We start from the raw sequence: 14,215 nt of genomic DNA, 5'->3' as shown, positions 1-14,215 counted from the left end.
GGACAAAGCCGGTGCCGGCATCGTCGGTGACGTGATCGCCGGCCAGCATCGGTACGTCGAAGCCATAGCCAGCATCAAGTGAGGCGAGCGGATGCGACAGCTTGAGGCCGGAAAGGACTTCGGCCGGTACATCAACGATTTGTTTCCAGGACTTCGCATTGGCGGCTTGGAGTACGCCTTCGGCCAGCTTCTCAGCCAGGACGAGCTTGTCGCCGACCTTAACCCAGGGGGCAAAACCCAAGTCTTCTTCAGACTTTACATCCGTCACTTCATAAACGAAGTAAGCGACCTTCGGATTGAAGCTGACGGCGCGGTTGGCCGGAATAGTCCAGGGCGTTGTCGTCCAGATGACGACCGAGGCGCCATGCAGGTGCTCATAGGCTTCCGAGGCATCGCCCCAGTCGCCCGGCTGGATCGGGAACTTCACCCAGATGGTCGGGCTGACATGCGGGTGGTATTCGATCTCCGCATCGGCCAGGGCCGTGCGTTCGACCGGCGACCACATCACCGGCTTGGAGCCGCGATAGAGCTGGCCCGACATCAGGAACTTGTGGAACTCGGCCGTCACCTTGGCTTCGGTTGAGAAGTCCATGGTGGCGTAGCGATGCTCCCACTCACCAAGCACGCCGAGGCGCTTGAATTCCTCGCGCTGGCTTTCGATCCACTTGGCAGCGTATTCGCGGCAGGCCTTGCGGAACTCGGCGGCGGGCACCTCGTCCTTCTTGCGGCCCTTGGCCCTAAATTCCTCTTCGATCTTCCATTCGATCGGCAGGCCGTGGCAATCCCAGCCCGGCACATAATCGACATCATGGCCAGTCAGGAACTTGGAGCGGACGACGAAATCCTTGAGGATCTTGTTGAGCGCGTGGCCGATATGGATATTGCCGTTGGCATATGGCGGGCCGTCATGCAGCACGAACAGCGGGGCGCCGGCGGCCTGGCGGGCCTTACGCACGGCGTGATAGAGGTCGGCGTCTTCCCACTTTTTCAGCAGTTCCGGCTCGGCCTTGGGCAGGCCGGCGCGCATCGGGAAGTCGGTTTCAGGCAGGAAGACGGTCTCGCGGTAATCGCGGGCGGTCACAGTAGCAGGGGAATCGGACATGACTCTCAGGTCTTCTAAAAAGGTGTCTGTAATAGGGCGCAAAAAAACTCCCGGCACGGGTTCGTAACCGCGTACCGGGCGTCAAATTCGTATGGTGCGAAGCCCCGACATCATCATGGTTCTGGCTTTATCAGAGCGTTCTGGGCTTGCCTAGCGATATTGCGTCTTTGTGCGCCGGAATGTGCCGTTGAAGCGCACGCTCTCGCCGCCGCAGCGACCCTGGTCGGTGACGGCGAGCGTATCGCCGAAATAAAGCATGACGACGAGGCAGTCTGTGTCGCGATCCTCATGGCGATCCTCGGCGGCTTCGTCATACAGCAGGACCGGCCCGTTGAAATCGGTTGTGGCGGTGAACATGCCAAGGTGGGTGTCCGTGCCGCCGATCGTATCGAAGGTGTAGGCCGCATAACCGGTAAGGCCGACGCTTTGCGCAGTCAGGCCGCCGCGTCTAGCCGGATCATAGGTGAGGAGCGCGTAAATCGATTCCGCGTCCGGATGGGTCTGCTGGGCCTGATATTTGCTGGAAAAGTCCGCCACGCTCATGACGGTGATGTCGGCTTTCGTGCGGTTCGCGTCGGCGTGCCAGGCGCCCTGCCAGTTGGCGAAGGTGATTGGCCTGGCCTTTTTTGTATTGATCCGCGCCAGGTCGACCCAACCGGAGCGTATGTCGGCGCCCTGTTGAAAGACGATGCAGGCCGAGCCGGCGCGGGTGAAGGCGATAATGACCGGCTGATTGCGGGCGATGGTATCATTGGCCGGTCCGGCGCATATCGAAGCTTCCAGCCCGACACACGGCGCGCCGGCCTCGAACAGGGCCGCCGGTTTGAAGGGCGTGCTTTTCGTGATCTTGCCGGCGATAAAATTCAGGCCGGGCGTTTCAAAGCGATGAAGGTCGGCGAAATCGCAGTCATTATAGCCGCCCATGGCGCTGGCGGCCGAGGCGATGGCGGACAGATACAGGGCCATGAGGCCGCAAATGATTAGCTTGATGGCACCCATTCTGACACCCCCACCAGATGTTCGTTAATGGAGGTTAACGCAAATGTGGCCAGAGTCAAAATATGCGTTCAAAGCCTGCTGGCAGTTTCTGGCAGGGCGAGGCCATAGATTGCGGGAAACAGGAGGCTGCGAATTGAGCAAGATCGATCTGAAAGTGGAATATAAGCCGCTTTATAGTGCGCAGGTGAAGGACTTTGCGCTCGTCGAGGTGCCACCCTTGCAATATTTGATGTTCGACGGCAAGGGCGACCCGAACACCGCACCGGAATACGCCCAGGCCATAGAGGCGCTCTATTCGCTCTCCTACACCCTGAAATTCATGAGCAAGCGGGCTTTTGACCGTGATTACGTGGTCGGGCCGCTCGAAGGTCTGTGGTGGGCGAAGGACATGAACAGCTTCGTCACGCGCGAAAAGTCGAAATGGTCATGGACGATGATGATCCTGCAACCGGATTGGATCGAGAAAAGCCATCTGTGCGCCGCGCTCAGCGAGGTGGTGATGAAGAAGGGGCTGCCGGGACTGGAAAAGGTGCGGCTGGAACGTCTGGAAGAGGGCTTAAGCGCGCAGATACTGCATATCGGACCCTATGATGACGAAGGGCCGGTGCTTAAGCGCCTGCATGAAGAGTGGCTGCCGGCCAATGGCCTGGTCGAGACCGGCAAGCACCACGAGATCTATCTCAGTGACCCGCGCAAAACGGAACCGGCGAAATTGCGGACGATCCTGCGCCAACCGGTCAGGCGTCTTTGAAATAGGCCCGTGCCTTGGCGGCGTCGTTCTGGATTTCAAGCTTCATCTCGTCGAACGAGTCGAACTTCGCTTCCGGGCGGATAAAATCGAGCAGGGCAGTTTCCACCACCAGGCCGTATATCTCTTCGCTGAAATCGAAGAGGTAGGTTTCCAACAGTTCAATTTCGCCGCCGACGGTCGGGCGGATACCGATATTGCTGACGCCATCGATCACGCGGCCATCGGGCAGGGTCGTTTGGGTGATATAAATGCCGTAGCGCGGGCGCTGGTAATCGGCAAGCGCCAGGTTCAGGGTCGGGAAGTCGATGGTGCGGCCCTGTTTGGCGCCGTGAATGACCTCACCGAGATAGGCTTGCGGTCGCCCGAGGATTTCCGCCGCCAGTTTCGCATCACCCGCCAGCAAGGCGTCACGCACGGCGGATGACGACAGCTTGTGGCCGGCCGTATCGGTCTGGCAGGGCAGAATGTCGGTGGAGAAGCCTAACTGTTCGCCAAAGGCCACCAGATCCTTGGCATGGCCGCCGCCGCGCTTGCCGAACTGGAAATCGAAGCCGGCCGAAACGTGACTGAGCTTCAGATAGTCATGCAGGATCAGGCGGGCAAAGTCCTCGGCCGTAAGAGCGGACAGGTTGACATCGAAGCTGAGGACAAAGGCATAGTCGACGCCGAGGGCTTCAAAGGCGCGCAATTGCTGGGACAGGTGCATCAACCGGAAAGGCTTGCCGTCCTTATGAAAGAAGCTTTGCGGATGGGGATCGAAACAGATGACTGCCGAGGGGACACCCTGGACCTTTGCCGCCGCGATGGCCGATTCGATGACATGCTGGTGGCCGATATGCACGCCGTCGAAACTGCCGATGGCCGCACTGGCGCCGACGGGCAGGGGCGCATCGGTCTGCAGGCTGTGGCCAGCATCCACGCCGAGCGTGACGACCTTAATGGAAAGGGGCAGGAGGGCGGTCACTGGACTATGCTGGTCTCTTGTTCAAGCGGGACGTTTGGGGGCGATAACCACGGCGGTTCCGCTTAACATGGTCTTGTTGCGCACCTTGGCAAGGGTAGACAGGGTCACATGGCCCGATTTCAGGTCGATTGCCTTAATGGTCAACTCGATCGTCACTTCATCGCCCGGACGAACGGCGCGTTTGAAGTCCAGGGTCTGCGACACATAGATCGAGCCACGGCCGGGCAGGTCCGTGGCCAGGGTGGCCGAGATATAGGCGCCGAGCAACATGCCATGGGCGATTCGGCCCTTGAACGGCGATTTCGCGGCAAAATCCTCATCGACATGGACCGGGTTATGGTCGGTCGAGACATCGGCGAAGGCGCGGATGGCGGCATCATCGATGGTAAAGACGCGCGAGGCGGTCTGGTCGATGGAGAGTTCGTCGAGATAGTAGGCGCTGAAAGTATCCTGGGTCATGTTCCTGCTCTAGTTCACGCCGATACGGCTGCCAAGGCATTTTTCCGTCCGAAAAACGTGCCAAGTCGGCACAAAAAATGAATTCCATGCCGGAATTTTCACCATAAATCGTGGTTAACATAGGATATATCATTGAAATATAACAATAAAATTAGCAAACGCTCTTAACCGGATTTTATCGTCTCGTCTCTATTCTGGTCCCGTACAAAGGAAGGGCCTGCACATTGCAGGGCTCGCTTAGAAAAAGTGGGGCGTTACATGGCCATCGATATGTCCATGCCGGTCTTGGTAGTTGATGATTACAAGACCATGCTGCGTATTATTTCCAATCTGCTGAAGCAGCTTGGTTTCGAGAATGTTGAAGAGGCCTCGGATGGCACCGAAGCGCTCGACAAGATGAAGAAGAGTTCCTATGGCCTGGTCATCTCCGACTGGAACATGGAGCCGATGACAGGCTACGAACTGCTGCTCAAGGTTCGCGCCGATGACGGCCTGAAGCGTACGCCGTTCATCATGGTTACAGCCGAGAGCAAGACGGAAAACGTCATTGCGGCGAAGAAAGCCGGCGTTAACAATTACATTGTTAAACCTTTCAATGCGGCGACTCTCAAGCAAAAGATCACCGCCGTTCTCGGCGATTTCTAAGCCCTGGCGCGTGCTAAACCGTCTCTAAAAGACACGTCTCGTCTAAAAAGTAGGATTACAATGGCCCTGCCAGCATCAAAATCAGACGAAGGTTACGCACCGGAAGGGTTTGATCCCGCCATGGTCGGCGAGCTTGAGCCCAAGCTCATCAACCTGATGCAGCAATCCGAGGCGCTCGTGGCCCTGATGCGCGGCTTCTTCCAGCAACTGGACAAGCGCCGCTCGGAAGAATTCAGCGTCATCGCCGGCTATATCGCCAAGGCGAAGGAAGAAATCCGCGAAATGCGTCCTCACGACATTTCGCAGGAACGCATCCCGACCGCCGGCGCGGAACTCGAAGCCATTACCCGCGATACCGAAAACGCCACCCACAACATCATGAATTCGGCAGAGGCCATGATGGGCTTCTCGATCGACCAGTTCGGCGGCGACGCCAATGCCTACAAGGCCGCGGTTGATGATGAGGTCATGAAGATTTTTGAAGCCTGCTCGTTCCAGGACATCACCGGCCAGCGCGTGTCAAAGGTCGTCAATGTCCTTAAACAGATCGAAGAGCGCGTCGGCAAGCTGGCCAATACGCTGGGGGTCGAGGATTCGACGCCGCAGGAAATGACCGCTGAAGAAAAGCGCCGTCACGACCTGCTGCTTAATGGCCCGGCCATCGGTGGTCCGGAGACCAAGCAGGACGCCATCGACGCCATGTTCGATTCGGGTTTCGACGAAGCCCCGGTAAAGGCCGACGCCCTGGCAGCCAAGGCGCCCGCACCGGCCCCCAAGCCGGCAGCGCCAACGCCCGCGCCGGCAGCCAAAGCCCCCGAGCCGAAACCACAGCCTGCCCCGGCGCCAAAGCCGGCTCCGGCACCTGCGCCCCAGGCCGCCGCACCGGAAGTCGCTGAAAGCAATTCGCAGGACGATATCGACGCCTTGTTCGATATTCCCGCCGAAGACATGGGCAAAACCAATTCGCAGGACGATATCGACGCCCTGTTCGACTAAACCGATATAAGCAAAGCGGTCACGAAGCGCGACAAGACGCTGATGACAAGACATTTGTGATGGTGAAAACGCCCGATGGCCGCACGGCTGCCGGGCGTTTTGCTTTTCGGCGGAGAGTGTTATGACGGGCCATGTCCGATTTTCTTATTCGCCCGGTCGTGCCGGAAGACTATGCACAGTGGCTGCCGCTCTGGCTGGCCTATAATGCCTTTTATGGCCGGTCCGGCGCCACCGCCCTGCCGAAAATCGTGACTGAAACGACCTGGGCACGCTTTCTCGATCCGGCCGAGCCGGTGTACGCCAGTGTAGCCATAAAAGACGGGGTGATCGCCGGACTGGCGCACTATCTCTTTCACCGCTCGACTTCGGCGATCGAAATGAGCTGCTATATGCAGGATCTCTATACCCTGGAGGCGCACCGGGGGCAGGGGATTGCGCGCGGGCTTATCGAAGCCGTGTATGAGGCGGCACGGCAGGCCGGCACATCGCGGATTTACTGGCATACGCACGAAACCAACCGCACAGCGCAAAAGCTGTACGACAAGGTGGCTCAGCGCTCAGGCTTCATCGTTTACCGGAAGGTGCTTTAAGCCTTCCAGCGCAAGGCATCAGAGACGAATTTCGCATTGGCCATCTGCGTATCGAGCACGGCCTTGAGCAGTAGCGGATCGAGGACGCCTTCGGCATTGGTGGCTTCAGCGGCATGGATTCCGGCGGCGATGAACAGGAGGTCGAGCCCCTGACCATTGGCGCCCAGCACATCGGTCGGCAGACCGTCACCGATGGCCAGGATGCGGCTTTTGTCATGCGGCTTGCCGGTGATCTTTTCCAGCGCTGAATAGCACAGGTCGTAGATCGGCGCGTAGGGCTTGCCGGCCATGATGACCGGACCGCCGAGTGAGGCATAGAGATCGGCCAGCGAACCGGCGCACATGATGATCTTGTCACCACGCTGCACCACCTTGTCCGGATTGGCGCAGATCATGACGACCTTGCGCTCGGCGGCCAGGGTAAAGGCGTGCTGATACTGTTCGAGCGTATCGTTTTCGTCATCGAACGGGCCTGTGCAGGAGATAAAGGCGGCATTTTCCGGTGTACCGGAAAGGTCGATGTCAATGCCTTCGTAGATGACATTGTCGCGCTCGGGGCCGAGTTTCCAGCCCGCGCCCTGAATGGCGAACTTCCTGAGATATTCCCGTGTGGCGTCACCGGAAGACACTACATCGGAGAAACCGTCCGCCATTATGCCGAGGCTTGCCAATTGTTCGATCAGGTTGTCGCGCGGCCGCGGCGAATTAGAGATCAGGATGACCGGGCCGTGCTTCGCCTTGAATTCACGCAGGGCCTCGTAAGCGGTCGGGAAATGCTGGCGGCCATTGTGGATGACGCCCCAGATATCACAGAAAACGGCATCATACTGGCCGGCGATATCAGCCAGGCCGCTTAAAAGTTCAGGATGGGACATCGACTCATATTTCTCAAGGCGGAGGTTTGGTTTTCCTTATCGGCTGCGCGCCGGAAGGGAAAGGCGAAAAGGTCTAGGTCTCCGAATGGCCGATGCTTTTCTTGCGGTGATGGATGAACAGCCAGGCCAGGACAAGGATGGCCGCGATGATCGGTCCGTAAAGCAGATGCGCGAGGTGTGGATCGAGCAGAGGATCGATCATGTATTTGACCAGGCTGAAGATATAGTAGCCAACAGCGAAGACCGACAGACCCTCGACCAGTTCGGACAGCTTCATCTGAAGCTTGGCGCGAACGTTCATGCTTTTCAGCAGGCTCTGGTTCTGCACTTCGAGCGAGATCGATATCCGCGCGCGCAGGAGGTCGCTGACGCGGGCAATACGCACCGACAGGTCGTCCAGCCGCCGCGCCGCGGCCTCGCAGGTCCGCATGGCGGGATGCAGGCGGCGCTCGATGAATTCCTGCATGGTCGAAAAGCCGGCGACGCGGGATTCGCGCAAGGATACCAGCCGGTCTTCAGTCAGGCGCGCATAGGCTTCTGTGGCGCCCTGGCGGAAGCGGACGGCGTTCACCCGGTCCTCGACCTCGGCGGAAAGCGCCATAAGGCGCTCCAGAAGCTGTTCCTGCGAGGCGCTCTGACGGGCCATATCGGAGGTCAGTCCGGCCAGACGGGCTTCGGCGTCCTTCAGCCAGGCCATCAGGGTGCGCGCTACCGGGAAACCCAGCAGAGCCAGCTTGCGATAGTGGCCGATTTCGATCAGGGTTTGCAGCAGGCGCGAGGCTTCGTCATTCTTGAGCCCCTTGTCCTGCACATAGATGCGGCCGGCGCCGCCCTCATGCATCCGGAAATCCGACCATATGCGAGCCGCGCCATCAAACACATCGCAACAGACGGCCTGCGTCAGGTCGATGACCTTTTGCAACTGCGCCGGCTTGGGCTCATAGGGCAGAACCGAAATTTCGACACTGCGGAAGACCTCGCCCGGCGCGCCGGTCAGCCAGTCGAAATCCGCCGTGCGGATTCGGCAGAAGCCAAGATCAGCCTTTGTGGCCGCCGAAAGCGAAATGTCCGTGTCGTATTTCAGCCAGGTCGAGAACTCGCCGTGACGTTCCCAGATGCGGCCAGTGGATTCATCGGCCTGGGCGAGCCGCCACCGATCCGGATCGCCCGCTTCGAGACGGTTGATCCACTCGCTTTCCGCCTGGCGCTGATCGTCGCTGACCAGATAGACCCAACTCCGCACAGCGACGGGCGTCTTGTAGATCGGCAGGCTGCGTTCGTGCATCAGGTCGCTGAGGGGCTGCCTCAGGGCGTGGTCGTGCAAGGATTTCATATCGGGCCGTGGCATTTGTTGTGATTGCGGCCAGCATAGCAAGGTTCTCTGACCTTGCGTCATCACTTCCGGCTTCCAATCGCAACATGCGGCTAGCGCTTGCCCAGTCGTTTGCCCAGTCGTTTGGCATTGGCTGTAGCGCGCCTGTGGATGGGCCTGAGTGTATCGAGGGCGGCATTGGCGGTCTGGTCGGACAGGCTCAGGGCGCTATTGGCGGCCTTGCGCATCGAACGGCCAAGCATCTGGTGGCGCGATATCGCTGCTGGCAGGCTGGAACTTGTGGCGAGGTGGAGCAGGTTGGTCTGGACCGCCGCCATCTCGTTGAACATCTTCATCGCCGCGAACGGGCTGAACGCCATTATCGACATCGCCGCTGCCTGTATAGATTCGGTAGCGGCCTCCACCTTCTCCTGGCCCATCAGGGTAAATTCGGCGGCGTCCCTGGTGCTGGGTGGGATCGAAGCCTGCGCCATTCGTGTCGTGCGGTGGCCGATGACCTCGGCCGAGGCCAGCATCATGCCGGTGGTCTGCATGGCCAGGTCGGTCCACAGGGCGAACGGATTGAGAAAGGAGGATGTGCGTGCCATGCCGCCAGAAATGCCCGCAGTGGCATAAGAAAGCCATGCCGAATGCGGAAAAGCATTTGTGAATTGACAGCCGTGCCGCTTCTGGAACAAAACTTGAACATTATGAGCAACTCACCAGAAGGCGGGTTTTGTGCGTGGACCGGCAGAGGAAAAGCCTGGCCGCGGTGAGTACAGGCGTATGGCCCAATTGCCTATGGACAGGCTGATAGATTGCTGCTGGGTGGAGCTTGAGGGCGATCTGCGTCCGCAACTGGTGATACAGAAGCGCTTGAAACCGTTGATTTTTGCGGTGGGCGAATGGCTTTATGCCGAAAGCGGTTCGCCCCTGCCGCATAATCCCGACGCGCCGCGTATATTGATGATCCTGCATCCGCGCAGCCACGGCCGCCACCTCGGGACGCGCTGACGCCTTATAACGTCCGATTGCCCCACCCCTTAGCCGCATATTGCGGTATTCAGTGGTTGTAACTACCTATTCCGTGAGGTTTTTTTGGAGTCAGATTGTTTTTTCTTTTTTTCTAAAGATGTATAACATAACAATGTTAGTAAATTTTTGAATATAGGTTTTGAAGTAATGTAAATAACGTTGTTTTTAAATATCAAAAAATACCATAATTATTTTAAATTTGGCCAAATATGGTTCGTATAGCGTCGTTATTGTAAATATTCGACACAATGTGTATTTTTGCTGCAACATGTTTCGGCTGAAATTGTATTTTTTTGTACTTTAATTTGACGAATTTGCGACATGAGCGCTCTACGGACGCTTCGGCTGCGTCGCTCATGACCCAGCCGGCGGTATCCCGGAGCAATTTTATGAAGTTTTTGAAGACGAAGTCCATTCGGGGCGGTCTGATGATGACCACGACCCTGTGTGGCGCGGCCCTTGCCGGGCTGGTTCTGCCTGTGACGGCAATTGTCCTGGCCCCGACCGTGGCCCAGGCGCAGGATTACACCTCGGGTGCGCTTATTGGCTCGGTTTCTGACAGCAGTGGTGCACCCGTGGCCGGCGCCACGGTCACCCTGACCTCGGTTGGTCAGAACCAGTCACGCACTTTGACCTCGACCGCCGCCGGCTCCTTCTCGGCCACCGGCCTGCAGCCGGGCGACTACACCGTCGTCGTCGAGGCGCCGGGCTACGATAAGTATGAAGCCACCGTCAGCGTCGTTATCTCGCAGGAAGTGCGCATCGACGCCGCCCTGCAAACGACCGGCGCCACGCAAACGATCGTCGTCAAGGGCAAGCGCGTCCGCCAGGACTTCACCAAGACCACCACGGGCCTGACCGTCGACCTCGACACCCTGACGGCGCAGCAGCCGATCGCCCGCAACCTGACCGCCGTGACCATGCTGGCCCCGACCGTCACCATGGGCAATCCCGGCTTTGGCACCGGTGACCGCGCCGTGGCCTCGTTCGGCGGTGGCTCGGTGGCCGAAAATGCCTACTATATCGACGGCCTGAACATCACCAATCCGGACACCTATGTCTCGTCCGCCCGCGTGCCGTTCGATTTCTACAAGACCGTCGAAGTCAAAACCGGCGGTTACGCCGCTGAATTCGGTCGCGCGACCGGTGGCGTCGTCAACGCTACCACCAAGTCGGGCACCAATACCTTCATGTTCGCGGTCCATGGCAACTACCAGCCGACGACCCTGCGCAACGACCAACTCGATACCTATGACTATCGCGGCAAGTTCACCAGCGTTCAGAACAATTCGCTGTCGGTGGAAGCCGGCGGCCCGATCATCAAGGATCGCCTGTTCGCCTACGGTCTGTACCAGTTCAACGACTATGCCGACACCAAGGCCGGCCTCAACACCAACACCTACACCAAGACCAAGAACACCGATCCGTTCCTTGGCCTGAAGCTGGACGGTTATATCACCCCGACCCAGCACGTCTCGCTGACCTATTTCGACACCACCAACACCGACAAGTCGAGCCAGTACGCCTATGATCCTGCTACGGACACCATCGGCGCCTACCAGGCCGGCGTGAACGAGGAACTGGGCGGCCAGAACTGGGTGCTGAACTATGCCGGCAAGGTGACGGACTGGTTCTCGGTCTCCGCCGCCGTAGGCGACATGAAGGACCGCGATAACCTGCTGCCGACCGATCTGACCGGCTACTATGTCCGCCACTATGATGTGGACGGCAGCTATAATGTCATCTCCACGGGTCAGCCCAACTCGGCGATCAATGTCGTCGACATGGAGCGCAAGTTCTGGCGGGCCGACGGCGACATCCGCTTCGACGCCTGGGGGCACCACCATGTCCGCTTCGGTATCGACCACGAGAAGAACTCGGAAACCAAGACGACCGACCTGACCGGCGGCGTGCCGGTCCAGTACCGCTTCCGTGATTATGACACCAATAATGACGGTGTGGCCGACCAGACCCTGCTGAACGTGATCTATGAACACCTCGGCGGCAATGTGTCGTCGGAAGGCCAGGCGGTCTACATCCAGGATTCGTGGGATGTCACCCGGAACCTGAACCTCCAGTTCGGCCTGCGTGACGACTCCTTCAAGCAGTACAACCTGTCGGGTCAGCAATATATGGACCTGAATGGCAATGTCGCGCCGCGTCTCGGCTTCGCCTGGGATCCGACGGGTGAAGGCCAGTGGAAGGTCTTCGGTTCGTTTGGTGTGAACTTCATCCCGCCGGCCATGAACATGGGCTTCCGCGGCAAGGACCTGTACTACCAGGAATACTTCAACGCGCCGGCCGGCGGTTGGGTGATCGATGCGACCACCGGTCTGCCGCAATCCGTCGGCACGCCCTACGTCAAATCCAATTATGACGCGCCGTGCCCGACCTCGAACCTCGGCTCCGCGCCGGGCTTCTCCGGCGTCGACGTCTCCGGCAACTATTGCTACGTCTACGGCAATGGCGAGCAGGAAGGCGCCAACTCCAAGACGGCTGAAGGTCTGAAGGCCACGCATGTGGACGAAGTGATCCTCGGCACCAGCTACCGGATCAACGACCTGTGGACTGTCGGTGTCACCGGCACACTGCGTTCGACCAAGGACGTCTCGGAAGATTCGGACTTCACCGACGCCATCATCACCTACCTGAACGACAACAACCTGGATGACTCGCAGTACACCAGCGGCGAAATTTCCAACAACTACTATGTCTGGAACGTTGGCGATCACTCCGCCACAATCCGCCTGAAGAAGGCCCTGCCGGGTGAAACCGACCAGCGCGTCATCACGCTGACGGCTGACCAGCTCGGTCACTTCCACGATGCGAAGCGCGAATACCAGGCGCTGACCTTCGACTTCAAGCGCGCCTTCGACGGCAAGTGGGGCCTGCAAGGGTCGTACACCTACTCACGCCTGTCGGGTAACTATTCCGGCACGGTTACCGAGTACGGCAACACCGTGCAGGATGACGCCGGCGCCACCTATGGCTGGGATTCACCCGGAATGGAAAACTATTCCGGCGGCCTGCTGGCCGGCGACCGTACCCATACCTTCAAGCTGTGGGGTTCCTATCAGCTCACGCCGTCCTTCATGGTGGGCGCGAACGTGATCGTTCAGTCGCCAGAACGCTTCTCCTGCCTCGGCCTGAACGCGGATGACGGCTATGCCTTCGGCTACGGCGCGGTGTCGCACTATTGCGGCGGCGAACCGGCTCCGCAGGGCAAGGGCCTGAAGGCCGACTGGACCAAGAATATCGACGTCTCTATGCGCTACACGGTTCCGGCCAAGTACGCGATGGGTGGCAACCTGGTCCTGCGCGCCGATATCTTCAACCTGTTCGACACGCACAGCGTTGTAACTCGCTATACCACCTATGACAGCGATTACGACGATACGACGAACACCTACGTGAAGGACGAAAACTACGGTACGCCGACCAACTACAACACGCCGCGTTATGTGCGCGTCGGTTTCGACCTGAGCTACTAAACAGGTTTTGTCCGGCTAAAGCTTCCTCTCCGGGTTGCCGCGGGCCGGACGAAAACAGGGAAGAGCGTTGGCGCGCTCTTCCCACCCAAACTGAAAACGCCGCCCGGTTTCCCGGACGGCGTTTTTCATTATGTGGATTAGGGGGAGACTAATCGATCATGTCAGCGACAAGGCGCTGCAATTCGCGGCGGCTGAAACCGACGGGCAGGGCAACCGGGTTTGCCTTGCGGGCGATCAGGCGCAGGTCAGGGCGCATATGCGACGCCTGAATCCGGCTATGGGTATGGGTTTTGGTGTGGGTATACATAATAATCCTTTGCCGACGGTTTTATCCATTGGATGTTTCCGGCGGTCAGTTCTTGTTAGGGCAATTGGAAATTCAATAGCCGGATGCACCGCTGATAAATTCGCGGCGATCGACGGGGATAATGCGAGAAAAACGCATCCGGGCGCGGGGTCGTAAAGCCAAAGCGCCGCCGGAGATATCGGCGTTGATGGACGCTATATAGACGCTCTCAGGGGAAATTACAAGTTGCGACCGCAACTAGATGGCGTGGCCGCACTTATATCCTACTGACATTTCACAAGCCGTGCATCGTTCTGCGCTTTGAAGCCCGCTATCTTTTCGTTCAGGCTATCCAAAGCCTTAAGGTCCGCTGGGGAGAAAGTTGTCGTCTTGCGCAGATCGACCAGATATGCGCTTAGATCTTGTAATTGAGTGTCGCCGTCATGAGCGCGAGCGCAGATTGTTGTTATATCATTTGCGTCTTGAGCTTTTAAAATGGCGGAGACATCATCCGTATAGGCGCTCATATAGCCCCCGATCTTTTGTGTCATATCCCGCGTACCGGGTGCAGATTGCAGATGTGGACGGCCTCCCAGCTTGTCAGGTCTAGATAGTTGTTTGACTCGATCGCTTGCTATCAGATGTCCGGCCTGTTTGTGCGAGTCAAGCCCCGCTGGCCGAGATGGTGTTCGCTACGCACGCTCCAAACA

The 14,215-nt window shown here is 58.6% G+C and carries 15 protein-coding genes; 6 read left to right on the top strand and 9 right to left on the bottom strand.

Translation table 11 applies throughout. The annotated features are described in order from the left end of the window. A partial coding sequence (locus tag ACTHND_RS10485; RefSeq protein ID WP_440177891.1) for a class I tRNA ligase family protein occupies positions 1-1,102 on the bottom strand: 1,102 nt, incomplete at its 3' end. A gap of 150 nt (positions 1,103-1,252) precedes the next feature. Further along, positions 1,253-2,101 (bottom strand): hypothetical protein, encoded by an 849-nt coding sequence (locus ACTHND_RS10480; RefSeq protein WP_440177890.1) that lies wholly within the window; start codon positions 2,099-2,101, stop codon positions 1,253-1,255. Between the two features lie 133 nt (positions 2,102-2,234). On the opposite strand from ACTHND_RS10480, the gene ACTHND_RS10475 reads away from it, so the two are divergent. Then, positions 2,235-2,852, top strand: a complete 618-nt coding sequence (locus ACTHND_RS10475; RefSeq protein ID WP_440177889.1) for a GyrI-like domain-containing protein — start codon at positions 2,235-2,237, stop codon at positions 2,850-2,852. Here the strand turns inward: ACTHND_RS10475 and ribF are convergent. Next, entirely contained in the window at positions 2,839-3,816 is a 978-nt protein-coding gene (ribF, locus tag ACTHND_RS10470) for a riboflavin biosynthesis protein RibF (protein WP_440177888.1), read from the bottom strand. The two genes, ACTHND_RS10475 and ribF, sit on opposite strands and share 14 nt — an antisense overlap. A gap of 21 nt (positions 3,817-3,837) precedes the next feature. After that, positions 3,838-4,275: a MaoC family dehydratase gene (locus tag ACTHND_RS10465; RefSeq protein WP_440177887.1), complete on the bottom strand. Its 438-nt coding sequence runs from the start codon at positions 4,273-4,275 to the stop codon at positions 3,838-3,840. Positions 4,276-4,533: 258 nt separating this feature from the next. On the opposite strand from ACTHND_RS10465, the gene ACTHND_RS10460 reads away from it, so the two are divergent. The 3 genes from ACTHND_RS10460 (at position 4,534) to ACTHND_RS10450 (ending at position 6,506) form a co-directional block, all read left to right on the top strand. Then, positions 4,534-4,920, top strand: a complete 387-nt coding sequence (locus ACTHND_RS10460; RefSeq protein WP_090644445.1) for a response regulator — start codon at positions 4,534-4,536, stop codon at positions 4,918-4,920. A gap of 60 nt (positions 4,921-4,980) precedes the next feature. After that, entirely contained in the window at positions 4,981-5,916 is a 936-nt protein-coding gene (locus tag ACTHND_RS10455; protein ID WP_440177886.1) for a protein phosphatase CheZ, read from the top strand. Between the two features lie 131 nt (positions 5,917-6,047). Continuing rightward, the gene (locus tag ACTHND_RS10450; protein ID WP_440177885.1) at positions 6,048-6,506 is read left to right on the top strand and encodes an N-acetyltransferase family protein; all 459 of its coding nucleotides are present in this window, start codon (positions 6,048-6,050) and stop codon (positions 6,504-6,506) included. Here the strand turns inward: ACTHND_RS10450 and ACTHND_RS10445 are convergent. The 3 genes from ACTHND_RS10445 to ACTHND_RS10435 form a co-directional block, all read right to left on the bottom strand. Further along, entirely contained in the window at positions 6,503-7,381 is an 879-nt protein-coding gene (locus tag ACTHND_RS10445) for a TIGR01459 family HAD-type hydrolase (RefSeq protein WP_440177884.1), read from the bottom strand. The genes ACTHND_RS10450 and ACTHND_RS10445 overlap by 4 nt on opposite strands. Positions 7,382-7,454: 73 nt before the next feature. Further along, complete coding sequence (locus ACTHND_RS10440; protein WP_440177883.1) at positions 7,455-8,714, bottom strand: DUF3422 domain-containing protein; 1,260 nt, start codon at positions 8,712-8,714, stop codon at positions 7,455-7,457. 92 nt (positions 8,715-8,806) lie between these two features. Beyond that, positions 8,807-9,301, bottom strand: a complete 495-nt coding sequence (locus tag ACTHND_RS10435) for a polyhydroxyalkanoate granule-associated phasin (protein WP_440177882.1) — start codon at positions 9,299-9,301, stop codon at positions 8,807-8,809. A 178-nt stretch (positions 9,302-9,479) separates the two neighbouring features. On the opposite strand from ACTHND_RS10435, the gene ACTHND_RS10430 reads away from it, so the two are divergent. Further along, the gene (locus ACTHND_RS10430; RefSeq protein WP_440177881.1) at positions 9,480-9,707 is read left to right on the top strand and encodes a hypothetical protein; all 228 of its coding nucleotides are present in this window, start codon (positions 9,480-9,482) and stop codon (positions 9,705-9,707) included. A gap of 410 nt (positions 9,708-10,117) precedes the next feature. Next, a complete protein-coding gene (locus ACTHND_RS10425; protein WP_440177880.1) occupies positions 10,118-13,219 on the top strand; it encodes a TonB-dependent receptor in 3,102 nt (1,033 codons plus the stop codon). A gap of 148 nt (positions 13,220-13,367) precedes the next feature. On the opposite strand, the gene ACTHND_RS10420 is transcribed toward ACTHND_RS10425, so the two are convergent. Both ACTHND_RS10420 and ACTHND_RS10415 read right to left on the bottom strand, forming a co-directional pair. Then, positions 13,368-13,526: a hypothetical protein gene (locus tag ACTHND_RS10420; RefSeq protein ID WP_440177879.1), complete on the bottom strand. Its 159-nt coding sequence runs from the start codon at positions 13,524-13,526 to the stop codon at positions 13,368-13,370. Positions 13,527-13,789: 263 nt separating this feature from the next. Continuing rightward, complete coding sequence (locus ACTHND_RS10415; RefSeq protein ID WP_440177878.1) at positions 13,790-14,032, bottom strand: hypothetical protein; 243 nt, start codon at positions 14,030-14,032, stop codon at positions 13,790-13,792. Positions 14,033-14,215 lie beyond the last annotated feature (183 nt).

This window comes from Asticcacaulis sp. (assembly GCF_051954415.1).
Taxonomy (GTDB): Bacteria; Pseudomonadota; Alphaproteobacteria; order Caulobacterales; family Caulobacteraceae; genus Asticcacaulis.
The sequence above is the reverse complement of the archived record's forward strand: the minus strand, read 5'-3'. Positions and strand labels throughout refer to the sequence as shown.

Excerpts from the sequence above, each read along its gene's own strand:
- ACTHND_RS10480 (WP_440177890.1), bottom strand. The coding sequence starts at position 2,101 with ATGGGTGCCATCAAGCTAATCATTTGCGGCCTCATGGCCCTGTATCTG.
- ACTHND_RS10465 (WP_440177887.1), bottom strand. The coding sequence starts at position 4,275 with ATGACCCAGGATACTTTCAGCGCCTACTATCTCGACGAACTCTCCATC.
- ACTHND_RS10460 (WP_090644445.1), top strand. The coding sequence starts at position 4,534 with ATGGCCATCGATATGTCCATGCCGGTCTTGGTAGTTGATGATTACAAG.
- ACTHND_RS10455 (WP_440177886.1), top strand. The coding sequence starts at position 4,981 with ATGGCCCTGCCAGCATCAAAATCAGACGAAGGTTACGCACCGGAAGGG.
- ACTHND_RS10450 (WP_440177885.1), top strand. The coding sequence starts at position 6,048 with ATGTCCGATTTTCTTATTCGCCCGGTCGTGCCGGAAGACTATGCACAG.
- ACTHND_RS10445 (WP_440177884.1), bottom strand. The coding sequence starts at position 7,381 with ATGTCCCATCCTGAACTTTTAAGCGGCCTGGCTGATATCGCCGGCCAG.
- ACTHND_RS10440 (WP_440177883.1), bottom strand. The coding sequence starts at position 8,714 with ATGAAATCCTTGCACGACCACGCCCTGAGGCAGCCCCTCAGCGACCTG.
- ACTHND_RS10435 (WP_440177882.1), bottom strand. The coding sequence starts at position 9,301 with ATGGCACGCACATCCTCCTTTCTCAATCCGTTCGCCCTGTGGACCGAC.
- ACTHND_RS10430 (WP_440177881.1), top strand. The coding sequence starts at position 9,480 with ATGGCCCAATTGCCTATGGACAGGCTGATAGATTGCTGCTGGGTGGAG.
- ACTHND_RS10425 (WP_440177880.1), top strand. The coding sequence starts at position 10,118 with ATGAAGTTTTTGAAGACGAAGTCCATTCGGGGCGGTCTGATGATGACC.
- ACTHND_RS10420 (WP_440177879.1), bottom strand. The coding sequence starts at position 13,526 with ATGTATACCCACACCAAAACCCATACCCATAGCCGGATTCAGGCGTCG.
- ACTHND_RS10415 (WP_440177878.1), bottom strand. The coding sequence starts at position 14,032 with ATGAGCGCCTATACGGATGATGTCTCCGCCATTTTAAAAGCTCAAGAC.